13 protein-coding genes and 1 pseudogene are annotated in these 16,672 nt (G+C 65.1%); 9 read left to right on the top strand and 5 right to left on the bottom strand.

The features are described 5' to 3' along the window. Positions 1 to 120 precede the first annotated feature (120 nt). Positions 121 to 777 carry a DsbA family protein gene (locus AS156_RS17395; protein WP_066506615.1) on the top strand — a complete coding sequence of 219 codons (657 nt, stop codon included), beginning with the start codon at positions 121 to 123 and terminating at the stop codon, positions 775 to 777. Here the strand turns inward: AS156_RS17395 and AS156_RS42115 are convergent. Continuing rightward, positions 743 to 1,042 carry a hypothetical protein gene (locus AS156_RS42115; protein WP_136626276.1) on the bottom strand — a complete coding sequence of 100 codons (300 nt, stop codon included), beginning with the start codon at positions 1,040 to 1,042 and terminating at the stop codon, positions 743 to 745. The genes AS156_RS17395 and AS156_RS42115 overlap by 35 nt on opposite strands. Positions 1,043 to 1,153: 111 nt before the next feature. Between AS156_RS42115 and smc the strand changes: the two genes are divergently transcribed. The 7 genes and pseudogenes from smc (at position 1,154) to AS156_RS44505 (ending at position 9,353) form a co-directional block, all read left to right on the top strand. Further along, positions 1,154 to 4,618, top strand: a complete 3,465-nt coding sequence (smc, locus tag AS156_RS17390; protein ID WP_066506613.1) for a chromosome segregation protein SMC — start codon at positions 1,154 to 1,156, stop codon at positions 4,616 to 4,618. Between the two features lie 117 nt (positions 4,619 to 4,735). Then, positions 4,736 to 5,701 (top strand): small ribosomal subunit Rsm22 family protein, encoded by a 966-nt coding sequence (locus AS156_RS17385; protein ID WP_066506609.1) that lies wholly within the window; start codon positions 4,736 to 4,738, stop codon positions 5,699 to 5,701. A gap of 159 nt (positions 5,702 to 5,860) precedes the next feature. Then, on the top strand, positions 5,861 to 6,421 hold the full coding sequence (locus tag AS156_RS17380) for a LemA family protein (protein ID WP_066506602.1): 561 nt from the start codon (positions 5,861 to 5,863) through the stop codon (positions 6,419 to 6,421). Between the two features lie 34 nt (positions 6,422 to 6,455). Next, positions 6,456 to 7,676 (top strand): M48 family metallopeptidase, encoded by a 1,221-nt coding sequence (locus AS156_RS17375; protein WP_066506599.1) that lies wholly within the window; start codon positions 6,456 to 6,458, stop codon positions 7,674 to 7,676. Between the two features lie 166 nt (positions 7,677 to 7,842). Next, positions 7,843 to 8,592: a P-loop NTPase family protein gene (locus AS156_RS17370; RefSeq protein WP_066506597.1), complete on the top strand. Its 750-nt coding sequence runs from the start codon at positions 7,843 to 7,845 to the stop codon at positions 8,590 to 8,592. A gap of 70 nt (positions 8,593 to 8,662) precedes the next feature. Then, positions 8,663 to 8,803, top strand: a pseudogene (locus AS156_RS46000) (hypothetical protein); the annotation flags it as partial. Continuing rightward, the gene (locus tag AS156_RS44505) at positions 8,742 to 9,353 is read left to right on the top strand and encodes a hypothetical protein (RefSeq protein ID WP_430641798.1); all 612 of its coding nucleotides are present in this window, start codon (positions 8,742 to 8,744) and stop codon (positions 9,351 to 9,353) included. The pseudogene AS156_RS46000 and the gene AS156_RS44505, both read left to right, overlap by 62 nt. A gap of 57 nt (positions 9,354 to 9,410) precedes the next feature. Here AS156_RS44505 and AS156_RS17360 read toward each other — a convergent pair whose 3' ends face one another. Further along, positions 9,411 to 9,950, bottom strand: coding sequence for an adenine phosphoribosyltransferase (locus tag AS156_RS17360; protein WP_066506591.1), 540 nt, complete (start codon positions 9,948 to 9,950; stop codon positions 9,411 to 9,413). Positions 9,951 to 10,064: 114 nt separating this feature from the next. Further along, positions 10,065 to 12,230 carry an anthranilate synthase component I gene (locus AS156_RS17355; RefSeq protein ID WP_066506590.1) on the bottom strand — a complete coding sequence of 722 codons (2,166 nt, stop codon included), beginning with the start codon at positions 12,228 to 12,230 and terminating at the stop codon, positions 10,065 to 10,067. 341 nt (positions 12,231 to 12,571) lie between these two features. Here AS156_RS17355 and AS156_RS17350 point away from each other — a divergent pair, with 341 nt between their 5' ends. After that, positions 12,572 to 13,567: a VOC family protein gene (locus tag AS156_RS17350; RefSeq protein ID WP_066506589.1), complete on the top strand. Its 996-nt coding sequence runs from the start codon at positions 12,572 to 12,574 to the stop codon at positions 13,565 to 13,567. A 149-nt stretch (positions 13,568 to 13,716) separates the two neighbouring features. On the opposite strand, the gene AS156_RS17345 is transcribed toward AS156_RS17350, so the two are convergent. Together AS156_RS17345 and AS156_RS17340 are read right to left on the bottom strand one after the other, a co-directional pair. Then, a complete protein-coding gene (locus tag AS156_RS17345) occupies positions 13,717 to 14,391 on the bottom strand; it encodes a dienelactone hydrolase family protein (protein WP_066506672.1) in 675 nt (224 codons plus the stop codon). Between the two features lie 204 nt (positions 14,392 to 14,595). Beyond that, positions 14,596 to 16,665, bottom strand: coding sequence for a cytochrome c1 (locus AS156_RS17340; protein ID WP_066506586.1), 2,070 nt, complete (start codon positions 16,663 to 16,665; stop codon positions 14,596 to 14,598). Between the last annotated feature and the right edge of the window lie 7 nt (positions 16,666 to 16,672).

Raw genomic sequence — 16,672 nt, 5'->3', positions numbered from 1 at the left:
GCTTTTCGACCATTCCGGCGAAGGAACCCGCCATTGCCACGATGGTCGTTTCAAGCTAGCGAAGGCTTCTTTTTCGGGACCCTTCTTTCCGGCGTGAATGCGCCAATCCGGGAGCAGACCTTGATCATCACCCGCCGCGCCTTCAACACCGCTCTCTCGTTGACCGGGCTTGCCGCCCTCGCCGGCCTCTCGCCGCTGCGCCTGATCAGCAGCGCCTTCGCGCAGACCGCCGCCGAGGTCGCCAAGCCGCAGTCGCTGCCCGACATGGCGCTCGGCCCGCAGGACGCCAAGGTGACCATCACCGAATATGCCTCGATGACCTGCCCGCACTGCGCCAACTTCAACGAGACCGTGTTCCCGAAGATCAAGTCAACCTACATCGACACTGGCAAGGTCCGTTACGTGTTCCGCGAATTCCCGCTCGATATCAAAGCCGCCGCCGGCTCGATGCTGGCGCGCTGCATCGCCAAGGATGACGCGCCGAAGTACTTCGCCGTGATCGACCTCCTGTTCCGCCAGCAGAATGACTGGGTGATGAAGAACACCACCGAGACGCTGACGCGGATCGGCAAGCAGGCTGGACTGAGCGAGCAGCAGGTCGAGGACTGCCTGAAGGATCAGAAGCTGCTCGACAAGATCGCCGCCGACCAGAAATACGCCAACGATGTGCTGAAGGTGAACTCGACGCCGACCTTCTTCATCAATGGCGAGACGCTGAAGGGTGAGACCTCGTTCGAGGAATTCAGCAAGCATATCGACGCGCTGCTGAAGAGCTGATCGGCTGCCGCCGACCGGATTGAGATTCGCCCTCGACGTCCCAAAGATCGACGGCGCGCCGCGCTGTTTCATCGACGACATCGTGATCGTCGATGAAATCCTGCTCCAGGAATCGAGCCTGCACATCGAATTCGCTGTTGAAAACTCGATTTACTGAAATTGAATTGTTGCGACCCGCCGATGTCGCAAAACTGCTGCAAAACCCCTGCAAATCCCTTGGGAAAAGCCGCGTCAAGCGGTTGCCCTTGCGCGCGGGCCTCGCCATTGTCCCGCTCCATGAGAGCTGCATGCAGCGACTCACCCACACACCGACATTGCCTTCTATGGTATTGTCACGGCAGGGAGATTCGCGCCCGGCCAAGCGAGATTTGTGTACATGAAGCTCACGCGCCTCCGCCTCCACGGTTTCAAGTCGTTCGTTGAACCCACCGACTTCATGATCGAACCGGGCCTGACCGGTGTCGTCGGACCGAACGGCTGCGGCAAATCCAATCTCGTTGAAGCGCTGCGCTGGGCGATGGGCGAGACCTCGCACAAGTCGCTCCGCGCCGCCGACATGGACGCGGTGATCTTCGCCGGTTCCGGCAATCGTCCGGCGCGCAACCACGCCGAAGTCGTGATGACGATCGACAATTCCGATCGCTCGGCACCGGCTGCCGTCAACGACAGCCAGATCCTCGAAATCTCCCGCCGCATCGAGCGCGAGGCCGGCTCGGTCTACCGCATCAATGGCCGCGACGTGCGCGCCCGCGACGTGCAGATCCTGTTTGCCGACGCCGCCACCGGCGCGCGCTCGCCGGCGCTGGTTCACCAAGGCAAGATCGGTGAAATCATCCAGGCCAAGCCCGAGCAGCGCCGCCGCGTGCTGGAAGATGCCGCCGGCGTCGCCGGCCTGCACGCCCGCCGTCACGAGGCGGAACTGCGGCTCAAGGCGGCCGAAACCAACCTGACTCGCGTCGAGGACGTGATTGGCCAGCTCACCGGCCAGATGGACGGGCTGAAAAAGCAGGCGCGGCAGGCGATTCGCTACCGCGAGGTCGCGGCCAAGGTGCGCAAGTCCGAGGCCATGCTGTTCCACCTGCGCTGGATCGAGGCCAACGCCGACGTCAACGACGCCGCGCACACCCACGATGTCGCCGTGCGCGAGATGGCCGAGCGGACCCGCGAGCAGGCGGAAGCCGCCCGCATCCAGGCGATCCGCGCCGCCGAACTGCCGGCGCTGCGCGATGCCGAGGCGCGGGCTGCAGCGGGCCTGCAGCGCCTGACCAACGCGCGCGAGATGCTCGACCGCGAAGAGCAGCGCGCCAAGGAGCGCGTCGGCGAGCTCGATCGCCGCCTGACCCAGTTCGCCGGCGACATCGCGCGCGAACAACAGCAGACCTCGGATGCCGACATCGCGCTGCAGCGCCTCGACACCGAAGACGCCGAGCTGAAGGAAGAGATCAAGTCGCGCGTCGAGAAACGTTCCGGTGTCGATGAACGCGTCGCCGAGGCCGAAGCCATTTTGGCGGCGACGGAACGGCAGTTCACCGAGCTCACCACGGAGCTCGCCGACCTCACGGCGAAGCGCAACCAACTCGAGGCCGGCGTGCGCACGCATCGCGACCGGCTGGCGCGGCTCGATCAGGAAATCGCCAACGTCCAAGCCGAAGAGGCCAGGCTTGCGCAGGAAACCGGCAATATCGGCGACATCGATGCGCTGGCGGCAGCCATGGAGATGGCGCAGCAGACGCTCGCCGAATCCGAGGCTGCCGTGCAGGCCAGCGAGTCCCATCACGCCGCGGCGCGGCAGACGCTGGAGTCCTCGCGCAACCCGCTCACGGAAGCCGAGAAGCGCGTGCAGCGGCTCGAGACCGAAGCCCGCACCATCTCGAAGCTGGTCACCAGCGAGACCAAGAATCTGTGGCCGCCGATCATCGACGGCATCACGGTCGCCAAGGGTTATGAGAAGGCGATCGGCGCCGTGCTCGGCGACGACCTCGACGCGCCGGTCGATCCCTCGGCGCCGATGCGCTGGACCAATGCCGGCGCAGCCGGGGATGACCCTGCGTTGCCCGACGGTGTCGAGCGGCTGGCCGACCATGTGCAGGCGCCGCCGGAACTGGCGCGGCGCCTGGCGCAGATCGGCGTCGTCACCAAGGACCGCGGCGCGGCGCTGGTGTCGCAGCTCAAGACCGGCCAGCGGCTGGTGTCGCTCGAGGGCGACGTCTGGCGCTGGGACGGCTTTGTCGCCGACGCGCATGCGCCGACCGGCGCCGCACGGCGGCTGGCCGAGCGCGCGCGCCTCGTCGATATCGAGCACGAGCTGGAACAGGCCCGCATCGATGCGGCCGCCAAGCGCCAGGCGCTGGAGACGGCGGAAGCGGAACTGCGGTCTGCGTCGGCGGCCGAAGCCGCCTCCCGCGAAGCCGTGCGGGCTGCCCGCCGCGAGACCGACGCGGCGCGCGAGCGTCATGCCGCGACCGAACGCGAGATCAACCGCCATGCCGCGCGCAAATCGGCGCTGACCGAGGCCCACAGCCGCGTCGCTGCGGACCGCGCAGAGGCAGAAGCCGCCCACGAGAGCGCGGTCGCAGCCCTGACCGAGCTGCCGCCTGGTGTCGAGACCGAGGCCCAGCTGGCCGCGGTGCGCGCCGAGATCGACAATCAGCGCCGTGGCGCGGCCCAGGTTCGCGCCGAGGCGCAGGCGCTCGCCCGCGAGGCCGAGCTTGCCGACCGCCGCGTGCAGGCGATCCTCGCCGAGCGCAACGATTGGCAGAACCGCAAGACCAGCGCGGCCTCACAGGTCGAGACCATCGAGGCCCGCATCGCCGAGGTCTCGATCGAGCGAGAAGAACTCGCCAACGCGCCGGAAGTGTTCGCCGAGAAGCGCAGCGCGCTGATCTCCGAGATCGAGCATGCCGAGAGCGACCGTCGTATCGCCGCCGACGCGCTGGCGACCGCCGAGGCCGCGATGGCAGAAACCGACCGCCTCGCCAAGACCTCGCTCGAAGCGCTCTCCAGCGCCCGCGAAGGCACCGCGCGTGCCGAGGAACGCATGGAAGGCACGCGCCGCCGTCTCGTCGACATCGAGCGCGAGATCCACGACATGCTCGAGGTGGAGCCGCAGGCGGTCGTCGGCCTCGCCGAGATCGAGCCCGGCGCAGAGTTGCCGCCGGTCGGTCAGGTCGAGGAAGAGCTGGAAAAGCTGCGCCGCGACCGCGAGCGGCTGGGTGCCGTCAACCTGCGCGCCGAGGAAGAGCTCAAGGAAGTCGAAACCCAGCACACCGCGCTGACCACCGAGCGCGACGACCTCGTCGAGGCGATCAAGCGGCTGCGCCAGGGCATCCAGAGCCTCAACCGCGAGGCCCGCGAGCGGCTCCTGACCTCGTTCGAGACCGTCAACAACCACTTCAAGCGGCTGTTCACCGAGCTGTTCGGCGGCGGCGAAGCCGCGCTGCATCTGATCGAGAGCGATGATCCGCTCGAAGCCGGCCTCGAGATCATCGCCAAGCCCCCGGGCAAGAAGCCGCAGACGCTGTCGCTGCTCTCGGGCGGTGAACAGGCTTTGACCGCGCTCTCCCTGATCTTCGCGGTGTTCCTCACCAACCCGTCGCCGATCTGCGTGCTGGACGAAGTCGACGCGCCGCTCGACGACCACAACGTCGAACGGTTCTGCACCCTCCTGCACGAAATGACCGGCTCGACCGACACGCGCTTCATCATCATCACGCACAATCCGATCACGATGGCGCGGATGAACCGGCTGTTCGGCGTCACCATGGCCGAACGCGGCGTGTCGCAGCTGGTCTCGGTCGACCTGCAGGGCGCAGTGGATATCCTCGACCAGAACGTGGCGTAGCACATTCTGGCGTCATCCCGAGGAGCCATTGCGCGGCGTCTCGAAGGATGGGCCACGACTCGTGATCGTCATGCTTCGAGGCTCGCAAGCGCTCGCACCTCAGGATGACGACAGACGATGACCTCACCCGATCTTCCCGCCGAACTGAAGGCCGCGCTCAACGCCAGGCTCGAAGGCCTGTCGCGCAACGATGCGGCGAGCCGGGCCTCGGTGATCTCGCAGACCTATCGCGACGGCGGCGGCTCGGGGACAATCAAGACCGAGACCGATGCACTGGCCTACGCGCTGGCGCGGATGCCGGCGACCTATGCGGCGGTTGTCGCGAGCCTCAATGCACTGACGGAGATGCGGCCGGACTTTGCGCCCAAAAGCCTGCTCGATGTCGGGGCCGGGCCCGGCACGGCGAGTTGGGCGGCAGCGGAAGTTTTCCCGTCGTTGCGGGATTTCACCTTGCTCGATGCCAATGACGCCCTGCGCACGCTGGCACTGGACCTCACCCGCAAGAGTGGACGGCTGCGCGGCCTCACCTACGAGCTCGGACAAGCTCGCGTCTTTGTCGCGCATGCCGACTCAGCCGACCTTGTCGTCGCTAGCTACATGATCGGCGAGATCGGCGACGCCGAGCGCGCCGCGCTCGCCGATGCGATGTGGGACAGGACGAACGACACGCTGCTGGTGATCGAACCCGGCACGCCCGCGGGCTATGCACGCATCATCTCACTCCGCGCACGCTTGATTGCGGCCGGCGCCCATGTCGCGGCACCCTGCCCGCATGACGGCGCCTGTCCGCTTGTCGCGCCGGACTGGTGCCACTTCTCGCAGCGCCTGCAGCGCTCGCGCGCGCACAAGCAGATCAAGGGCGCCGACGCGCCGTTCGAGGACGAACGCTTCGCCTATGTCGTGCTGACGCGCGCGCCCATGACGGCGCGTCCGTCGCGGGTGCTGGCCCAGCCCGATGTCGGCAAGGTCGAGATTTCAGCCAAGCTCTGCACGCCCGACGGCGTTGCCATTGCAAGGGTCCCGCGACGCGCCAAGGCCGATTACGCCCGCGCCCGCCGCTGGCGCTGGGGGGATGCGGTTTAAGCACGTCGGTCCAGCGAAGCGCCGGAACGACTCGGCGTCGTTGAACCGATCCCCGCACTGTTCCGACCAACACAGCGCCCACCTTTTCGCGGCGGGGTGGCGTGTGCCCTGTTTTGGGCTACGCTGCCGCCGTTTCGTCCCATCAGGAGCAGCCCAGTCATGTCGACCAGCTGGATCGTTATCGGCGTCATTGTCCTTCTCGTGCTGTTTGCGTTCAGCGCCTACAACCGCCTCGTCGCGCTCAGCCAGCGGGTCAATCAGGCCTTTGCCGACATCGACGTGCAGCTCAAGCAGCGCCACGATCTGATCCCGAACCTAGTCGAAACCGTGAAAGGTTATGCGTCGCACGAGCGCGGCACGCTGGAGGACGTGATCAAGGCGCGCAATTCGGCGATGTCGGCGCAAGGGCCGGCCCAGGTCTCGGCGGCCGAGAACCAGCTCTCCGGCGCGCTCGGCCGGCTGATCGCGCTGTCGGAGGCCTATCCGGACCTTAAGGCCAACGCCAACTTCCAGCAGCTCGCCTCGGAACTCTCCGATCTCGAGAACAAGATCGCCGCCAGCCGCCGCTTCTTCAACAACGCGGTCCAGGAGTACAACACCGGCATCCAACAGATGCCGGCCGCACTGTTCGCCGGCACGTTCGGATTCACCCGCAAAGATTTCTTCGACCTCGGCACCAGCCGTGCCGAAGTCGAGACGGCGCCGAGCGTGAAGTTCTGAGGCGCGAAGCGCGCCGGCGAAAGGCAGCTTCCTGATGGCCGCCTACGGTCTCTACACGCATATCGCATCGAACCGGTTTCGTTCGATGCTGTTGCTTGCCGGCCTGTTCCTGCTGATCTACGTGCTAGTGTATGCGGGCGCGCTGGTAGGCGAGGTCGTGACCGACGGCGGCCGCACGGTCGACTATTACCTCACACGGGCCTCGCACGACCTCGTGTCGGCGTTCCCCTGGGCTACGATCGCAGCCGTCGCCTGGATCGTGATCGCGTATTTCTTCCACCAGGACATGATCGACGCCGTCACCGGCGGCGAGTCCGTGACGCGTCAGCAGCAGCCGCGGCTGTACAATCTGCTGGAGAATCTCTGCATCTCGCGCGGCATCCCGATGCCGAAGCTGAAGATCATGGACAGCCCGGCGCTGAATGCATTCGCGACCGGACTGAACCCGCGGCAATATTCCATCACCGTCACCACGGGTCTGTTGAAGGCGCTCAACGACCAGGAAATCGAGGCCGTGCTCGGCCACGAACTCACCCATATCAGGAACGGTGACGTGCAGCTGATGGTGGTCGCCGTGATCATCGCCGGCGCGGTCGGTTTCTTTGGCGAGCTGTTCTTCCGCGTCTTCACAAATCTGTCGTGGAGCTCGGGTGGCGGCGGCTGGTCATCGTCCTCCTCGTCGTCGAGGTCCTCCTCATCGGACCGCGACAGCAAGGGCTCGGGCGGCGGCGCGATCATCGTGATCATCATCGCGGTCGCCCTGATCCTGCTGGCCTGGCTGCTGTCGCAGGTGGTGAAGCTGGCGCTATCGCGCTCGCGCGAATACCTCGCCGATGCCGGCTCGGTTGAGCTGACGAAAAATCCCGACGCGATGATCTCGGCGCTGCGCAAGATCGAGAACCACGGCGAGTTGCCGGGCGCGACATCGGCGGTGATGGAACTCTGCGTCGACAACCCGCGCGAGGGTTTTGCCGATCTGTTCGCGACCCACCCGTCGATCAAATCCCGGGTCGATGCGCTGGTGAAATACGCCGGCGGGCGCGATCCGGGACCGCTGGCGCTGCCCCAGGACAACGCAGACGATGCCGGTCCACCGGCAAATCAGCCCGACGGTACCTCCGATCAGCCACCACACCGCGGTCCCTGGGGCGAGGCCACAACGCCCGGTGGCACGCCGCCGCCGCTGCCAACGCCCGGCCCGGCGCAGGACCCGCTTCCGGGACCTCCTGCAGGACCATGGGGCCGGCGCGTCTAAAGTCCGGCGCAGCCCTCTCATTCCATTAAGGAAATCCCCACCAAACCGAATGTGGGCTCGTTAAGGAATTGAATTCTCCCTCGTTTCTGCCATGTTCGCGCCCAAAGCAGGCGTGGGGACTTGCCGATCGCCCTCGCGATCGGGAGCGCGCTTTTAAGGGACTTCCATGGCAAAGCCAGTCGTGATCGTGGTGGGCGCTGATAAGGGCGGGGTCGGCAAGACCACCGTCTCGCGGACCCTCCTGGACTATTTCAGTGCCAACAATGTGCAGACCCGGGCGTTCGACACCGAATCTCCGCGCGGCACGCTGAAGCGCTTTCATCCTGACATCACCGAGATCGTCGACATGACGACGACCGCGGACCAGATGAAGATCTTCGATACGCTGAGCGCCGGCCCCTCGGTGACCGTGATCGACGTCCGCGCCGGTCTGCTGTCGCCCGCTTTGGCCTCGCTGCGCGACATCGGTTTTCTCGACGCGGCGCGGTCCGGCCAGATCACCTTCGCCGTGTTCCATATCCTGGGCCCCTCGATCGCCTCGCTGGACGAGATCGCCGAAACCGCCAACTTCATGAGCGGCGCGAAATACTTCCTGGTGAAGAACTTCATCAACGACACCCAGTTCTTCCAGTGGGACCAGTCGACCTACAATTCCTACTTCCACCGCATCAAGGATGCGACCGACCTCACGATCCCCAAGCTCAACGAAATGGCCTATGAGCAGGTCGAGGTCTCGTCCGTTCCGTTCCTCAAATTCGTCGCCAACAAGCTCATGAATGACGACCCTGCGAACTATTCCTTCGTGCTGCGCGGCTATGTCCGGCACTGGCTGGCCAACGTCTGGAGCGAGTACGACCGGATCAAGCTGACCGATCTGGTCGGCGCCAAGTCGACCACCCGCGGCGGCGAAAAGTAGTTGCAAAGGTCGCGCCCGGGCGGCGAAAAAATCGCGCCCGGGGGCAGCGATGGGGCTGGATTAGGCGAAAATTTGGCCTGATATAGCGGGCGATGTCATCCACGCCCGTTTACATCATCTGCTCGCCCCGCCCGCAGGTCGGCAAGACGCTGATCGCGCGGCTGCTGAGCGAATTTCTGCTGCTGAAGAACGGCGACGTGGTTTCCTTCGACATCAACCTGAAGGAGCCGTCGCTGCTCGACTATCTGCCGCGGATCACGGAAACCGCCGACGTGATCGACACCTACGGCAAGATGCAGCTGATGGACCGCGTCATCGTCAATGACGGCATCGGCAAGGTGATCGACCTCGGCTACCACGCCTTCGACGAATTCTTCAAAATGTGCGACGAGATCGGGCTGATGAAGGAGGCGCTGCGCCGCCGCGTCGCGCCGGTGATCCTGTTCGTGGCCGATACCGACCGTGTCTCGGCGCGCGCGTATGACACGCTGCGCCGGCTGATCCCGCCGAACGCGCTCGTCGTGGTCGACAATGAGTTTGTGGTGCGCGGAGAATTGCCGCCGGTGATGGCGCACAGCCGCGCGCTCCGCTTCGGCGCGCTGCCAGTGTTTCTGAAGACCTATATCGACCGGTTGAACTTCTCCTTCACGGGCTATCTGCGCCAGGAGAAGGATTCATCGACCGAGCTGCATCAATGGATCCGGAGGAACTACACCACGTTCCGCGATCTCGAACTGGCCATGCTGCTGCAGAGATCGTAAGCCGTCGTCCAGGCCAAGCGAAGCGCGAACCGGGACGACATGTGGAGGGTGCGGGGCTCAATGCCCCTCGAACGCCATCAGCGTGCGCACGGGAACATCCATCGCGCGCAGCTTCGCGGCGCCGCCGAGATCGGGCAGATCGATGATGAAGCAGGCGGCGACGACGTTGGCGCCGATCTGACGCAACAGCTTCACCGCGCCTTCCGCGGTGCCGCCGGTGGCGATGAGATCGTCGACCAGGATCACGCGCTCGCCGGGCTGAACCGCGTCGGCATGCATCTCCATCTCGTCGAGGCCGTATTCGAGCGAATAGGCGATCCGCACCGTGGTATGCGGGAGCTTGCCCTTCTTGCGGATCGGCACGAAACCGGCCGAGAGCTGGTGCGCCACCGCGCCGCCGAGGATGAAGCCGCGGGCTTCAATGCCCGCGACCTTGTCGACCTTCGACCCCGCCCAGGGATGCACCAGTTGGTCGACCGCGCGCCGGAACGCCCGGGCATCCGCGAGCAACGTCGTGATGTCGCGGAACAGGATGCCCTTCTTCGGGTAATCCGGGATGGTACGAACGGTCGACTTGATGTCCTGGTCAAAGGTCATTGGTGTCTCGCTTTTCTCCGCATCGTCATTGCGAGGAGCGAAGCGACGAAGCAATCCATGCCTCCGCAAGCAGAAAGATGGATTGCTTCGCTTCGCTCGCAATGACGGTCCAAGTCAGTTCACTCCCGGATCGAGCCGGAATGCATTCTCCACGATGCGCAAGCCCACCTCGCCGCCAAGCGACATCAGCGATTCCGGATGGAACTGGACGCCGGCGACCGGCAACGTCTTGTGCTCGATCACCATCGCGACGCCGTCTTCGGTGGTCGCGGTCACCGCCAGCACGTCGGGAACACTGTCGCGCTCGACATAGAGCGAGTGGTAGCGGCCGATCACGATCTCATTGGGCAGATTGTGCATCAAGCGCCCGCCGCGCACCTGGACCCGCGAGGGCCGGCCATGCGCGGGCTGGCCGAGCTGGCCGAGCTGACCGCCGAAATATTCGCCGATCGCCTGCACGCCGAGGCAGACGCCGAAGATCGGCAGCTTGTTCTCCAGTGCCGTGCCGATGGTTTTCGAGATACCGAAATCCTCCGGCCGTCCTGGTCCGGGCGACAGCACCAGCAGGTCCCATCCCTTCCGCTTTAGCATCTCCTGGGCGTGGACGTGCCTGACAACAGTGACATTGGCGCCGACCTGGCGGAAGTAATCCGCCAGCATGTGCACGAAGCTGTCGTCATGGTCGATCAGGAGCACATTCTTGCCCGAGCCGGTGGCGTCAGGCGCGAAATCCGACAGCGGCTTCGGCGGATCGCCGCGCAGCGCCTGGAACAGCGCCGCCGCCTTGACCTGGCATTCGCGATCTTCGGCCGCCGGATCAGAGTCGAAAAGACAGGTCGCGCCGACGCGCACCTCGGCGAGGCCGTCCTTCATTCTGATCGTGCGGATGGTGAGGCCGGTATTGATGCTGCCGTCGAAATTCACGCAGCCGATCGCGCCGGCATACCAGCGCCGCGGCGAGCGCTCATGGTCCTCGACGAACTGCATCGCCCACAGTTTCGGCGCGCCTGTCACCGTCACCGCCCAGGCGTGGGTGAGGAAGGCATCGAGCGAGTCGAAGCCCGGCCGCAGCGTGCCCTCGACGTGATCGACGGTGTGGAACAGCTTTGAATAGGTCTCGATCTGCCGCCGCGCCAGCACCTTGATGGTGCCGGGCACGCAAACGCGCGCCTTGTCGTTGCGGTCGACGTCGGTGCACATGTTGAGCTCGAACTCATCCTTCTCCGAGTTCAGGAGCTTGCGGATCTGCTCGGCATCGCCAATCGAGTCCGAGCCGCGCGCGATGGTGCCCGAGATCGGGCAGGTCTCGACGCGCCGTCCGTCGGAGCGCACGAACATCTCCGGCGACGCCGAGACCAGGAATTCGCCGGCGCCCAGATTCATCAGCGCGCCATAAGGCGACGGGTTGATGCGGCAGAGCCGCTGGAATACCTCCGCCGGCGAGCGCTCGCAGGGCTCGGCGAACAGTTGCCCTGGCACCGCCTCGAACAGGTCGCCGCGGGCAAAGGCCGCGCGCGCGACCTCGACGGTTGCCTGGTATTCGCCCAACGCGTGATCGGCAAAACCCTGGCGATCGGTCCTGGCATAGAGGCTCGGCGCGGTCTCGTGCGGCAGGCCGGCGGTGGATTTGCCCTTCCACGAAAATTCGTACGAGAGCACGACGCCGCGGCCAGTGGCGCGGTCATAGGCGAGCAGGCGATCCGGCACGTAGAGCACAATGTCGCGCTGGTCGGCCTCGCGCGCTCGCTTCTGCACGAGATCCTCGATCTGGAACACGAGGTCGTAGGCGAAGGCGCCGAACAGGCCGAGCAGCGGATCAGCATTCGAGGTAAACGCCGCCACCATGTCGCGCACCAGCGACATCACGCTGGCGCGGCGGGTGCGCTGGTCTTCCTCGACCGGCGCTTCGCCGCGGATGATGAGACCCGACAGTTTCGTCGCGCTCCGCTCCGAGATCACGACACAGGGCTCGCGCAGCACGTCGCCGAGGAAGGCGATCAGCACCTCGCCGCGCGGATTGAGCGCCGAGAGCGAGAAATTGATGCCTGAGGTCTCCAGCACCAGCGGCGGATCGGCAAAGCCGAGGTCAAAGCTCTCGTAGCGCCCCGGCACCGTCGTGCCCGAGGACAGCACCACGCCGCGGCGGCGGTCGAGCAGCGCAATGAGGTCGTCGAGGCGGCTGGCGCCGCCGGTGAACTGCTCGACCACGCGCGCGACCGCGAGACCGCCATTGGTGAGGTACTCGCTCTTGGCCGGCAGGGAGAAGGCTGTCCTGTTCATGTGATCCTCTTACGAGACTTGCCGAGAGAGCGCCACACAGGACAAACGAAGGGCAAACAAACCACCGGTCGCACCGCGATGGCGACCTTCGACGTTTTTGGGAGATGAAAACGCACCGGCCACCTATGAGAAGGTGGGCCACCAACGACGGGATGGACTGGCAACGGTGCTCATGGACCGTTACTCACCATCCGGCGCGGGCCCTGTCAAGGGATGGTCCACAGCCCCTGCCCCGGCTTGGGACGGCTTTTCGGGGTTTGAAAGGGCGGAAATCCGCGTAGGATTTGGCCAATGGCGGCTGATCGACCGCCCAAAAACCAGATAATGGCGGAGACGCGCAGATGGCGATTTTGGGTCTCGGATATGCCGGGTTCGGCTCCGACGCGCTCGACGACTGGCGACAGTTCGGCACCGGCCTGGTCGGGCTGCAGGCGATCGAGCGCGGCAATTCGCTGCTCGCCTTCCGGATGGACGACCACAAGCAACGGATCGTGATCGACCGCGCGCAAGGCGAAGGCGCCAGCTTCTTCGGTTGGGAGGTCGCCGACGCCACGGCGCTGGACGCACTGGCGGCGCGGCTGGAGCGCGCAGGCGTTATGGTGACCGCCGAGCTGCAATCGCTCGCCGATGCCAGGCGCGTGCGCGGCCTGATCTCGTTCCACGATCCCGCCGGCAACCGCCTCGAAGCATTTCATGGCGCCGAGATCGACGACACGCCGTTCAAGCCGGGGCGATCGATCTCCGGCTTCCGCACCGGGCCGCTCGGTCTCGGCCATGCCGTGCTGACGGTCGAGCACATTGCTCCCGTCATGGCCTTTTACGTCGACGTACTCGGCTTCGGGCTGAGCGACTACATCGAGAAGCCGTTCCGCGCCTATTTCTTCCACGTCAATCCGCGCCACCACTCTCTGGCGCTGATCGAGACCGGAAAGAACGGCATGCATCATCTGATGATGGAATTGTTCTCGCTCGACGATGTCGGCCAAGCCTACGACATCGCAATGAAGGAGGACCGCGTCAACGTCACGCTCGGCCGCCACACCAACGATCTGATGACGTCGTTCTACGCCAAGTCGCCGTCGGCCTTCATGGTCGAGTGCGGCTGGGGCGGCCGCGAGATCGATCCGGTCAACTGGACGCCGTTCGAGATGCATGACGGCCCGAGCCTGTGGGGCCATGAGCGCGTCTGGCTGTCGCCGGAGGACCGCGCGGTGGCGCGCGAGATGCGCATGCGCGCCGCCGCTGAGGGCAAGCGCGCCCCCGTGCAGGTGATGGAAGGCAATTTCAAGCTGATGTCGGGGACATGCCCGTGGTGGGACGGAGTGAAGAGCGCGTAATCCACTCTCGGCGTCGTCCCTGCGAAAGCAGGGACCCATAACCACAGGGTGCAGTGCTCTGGCGGGATGACGGCCAACGTATCCATTGCCGCGGCCGCGGCGTATGGGTCCCTGCTTTCGCAGGGACGACAGCTCGCTTGAGGATACGCTTACCCCAGATGCTTCTTGAAGAAGTCCGTTGCCCTGCCCCACGCCAGCTCGGCAGCCTGGCGGTCGTGCACGGACTGGCGCTGCTCGTTGACGAAGGCGTGCTCGGCGTCATAGCGGAACAGCTCGAGCGACTTGCCGGCGGCCTTCATCGCCTTCTCGAAATTGGTGACCAGCTCCGGCGTGCACCAGTCATCCTTGTTGGCGAAATGCGCCTGCAGCGGGATCCTGACGTCGGCGGGCTTGGCGGCCTGCTCCGGCGGGATGCCATAGAACACGACGCCCGCGGTCAGTTCCGGCACATGCACCGAGCCAATGATGGTCACGGCGCCGCCGAGGCAGAAACCGGTCAACCCGACCTTGGCGCTGTTCTTGGCAAGATACTGCGCCGCGCCGCGCACCGTCTGGGTGGTGGCGTCCATGAAGTCGAGCGAGTTCATCTCTTTGCCGGCCGCGTCGGTGTCGTGATAGGGCACAACCTTGCCCTTGTAGAGATCGGGCGCCAGCGCGTCGAAGCCCGCGACAGCGAAGCGATCGCACAGGCCCCTGATCTGGTCCGACAGGCCCCACCATTCCTGAATCACGACCACACCCGGCGCGTTGCCGCGCGCAGCGTTGGCGAGATAGCCGGTCGCGTCCTTGCCGTCCGGGCGCTTGAAGCTGATGCTGGTACCCATGAGTTCCTCCGCAATGTTGCCGGCTGATTGACCGGCATCTTGTCCGCACTCGGCCGCAGACGCAATCGCCCTGCGGCATCCTCGCGCACTCGTCATTCCGTCCGCCAGCGGCGGCATTTCCGCGACGACCATCCGGTTCGGATCACGCGGCAAATAAAAAAGCCCCCGCAGGGGCTTTCTCAATTTCGTGACACGGGCCTCGCATCAATGTGCGTTGGCCCAGACCCGCTTCTTGGTGAAATACATCAGGAAGGCGAAGATGATCAGGAACACGAACACCTGCATGCCGATCCGCTTGCGCGCCTCCATGTGCGGCTCAGCGGCCCACATCAGGAAGGTCGTGACGTCGTGGGCGTACTGCGCCACCGTCGCCGGCGAACCATCGTCGAAGGTCACCTGACCGTCGGAGAGCGGCTTCGGCATCTTGATCGCATGGCCGGGGAAGTACTTGTTGTAGTACGTGCCCTCGGGGACGGTCACACCCGCCGGCGGCTTGTCCTCGAAGCCCTGCAGGATCGCGTCGACGTAGTCGGGTCCCTGCTCCTGGTACTGGGTGAAGAAGTCGAAGATGAACTGCGGGAAACCGCGCTCATAGGACCGCGCCTTGGTGATCAGCGACAGGTCCGGGGGCGCCTTGCCGCCGTTGGCAGCAGCCGCGGCCTGCTCGTTCGGGAACGGCGGCGGGAAGTAGTCCGCCGTGCGACCCGGACGCTCAAACATCTCACCCTGGTCGTTCGGGCCATCCTTGATCTTGTAGTCGGCCGCGAAGGCAGCCGCCTGCGCCGTCGAATAACCGGGCCCGCCGGGATCGGCGAGATTGCGGAACGCGACGTAGTTCAGGCTGTGGCAGGCCGAGCAGACTTCCTTGTAGACCTTGAGGCCACGCTGCAGCGAGGCACGGTCGAACTTGCCGAAGGGGCCGGAGAACGACCACTTCTGGGGCGGCGGGGTGTCGTCCTCCGCCGCCTTGGCGGACTGCGCAGAACCCGCCAACAGGCCACCGGCGACCACCAGCGCGAGCGCGACGGACGCCGCGGTCGCAGCCTTGCCCCTGCTCTTCGACAGCACGTCGTCGGCGATCGAGTTCGGCACCGGACGCGGCGTCTCGATCCGGGAAAGCAGCGGCAGCACGATCAGGAAGTAGGCGAAATAGCAGACCGTGAGGATGCGGCCGGCGATCACGTAGATGCCTTCCGGCGGCTGCGAGCCGAGATAGCCGAGCAGGACACAGACCACCACGAAGAGCCAGAAGAACTGCTTGGCCAACGGGCGGTACTTCGACGAACGGGTCCGCGCGCTGTCGAGCCAGGGCAGGAAGCACAGGACGATGATCGCCGAGAACATCGCCACGACACCGGCGAGCTTGTTCGGGATCGAGCGAAGGATCGCGTAGAACGGCAGATAGTACCATTCGGGCACGATGTGCGCCGGCGTCACGCCCGGGTTCGCCGGGATGTAGTTGTCGGCGTCGCCGAGATAGTTCGGCATGTAGAAAATGAACCAGGCGAAGAAGATCAGGAAGCAGGACACGCCGAACAGGTCTTTGATCGTCGCATACGGCGTGAACGGCACGGTGTCCTTCTCGGTCTTGGCTTCGACGCCGGCCGGGTTGTTCTGCCCTGCGACGTGCAGCGCCCAGACGTGCAGCACGACCACGCCGGCGATCACGAAGGGCAGCAGGTAGTGCAGCGAGAAGAAGCGGTTCAGCGTCGGATTGCCGACCGAATAGCCGCCCCACAGCAGCGTCACGATGCTCTCGCCGAAATAGGGAATGGCCGAGAACAGGTTGGTGATGACGGTGGCGCCCCAGAAGCTCATCTGGCCCCATGGCAGCACGTAACCCATGAAGCCGGTGGCCATCATCAGGAGGTAGATGATGACGCCGAGGATCCACAGCACCTCGCGTGGTTCCTTGTACGACCCGTAATAGAGGCCGCGGAACATGTGGATGTAGACGGCAAAGAAGAACATCGACGCGCCGGCGGCGTGCATGTTGCGCAGCAGCCAGCCGTAATTGACGTCGCGGACGATCAGCTCAACCGACTTGAAGGCGAGGTCGGCGTGCGGCGTGTAGTGCATCGCCAGGATCACGCCGGTCAGGATCTGCAGCGCCAGCATCATCGAAAGGATGGCGCCGAAGGTCCACCAGTAGTTCAGGTTGCGCGGCGTCGGATAGGCCACGAACGAAGAGTGGATCAGGCCGAAAATCGGAAGGCGCCGTTCGATCCACTTCAAGGCGGGGTTGGTCGGTTGATAATCGGATGGTCCGCTCATTGATGCG

Origin of the sequence: Bradyrhizobium macuxiense, from assembly GCF_001542415.1 — a bacterium.
In the GTDB taxonomy this organism is placed as follows: Bacteria; Pseudomonadota; Alphaproteobacteria; order Rhizobiales; family Xanthobacteraceae; genus Bradyrhizobium; species Bradyrhizobium macuxiense.
The sequence above is the reverse complement of the archived record's forward strand: the minus strand, read 5'-3'. Positions and strand labels throughout refer to the sequence as shown.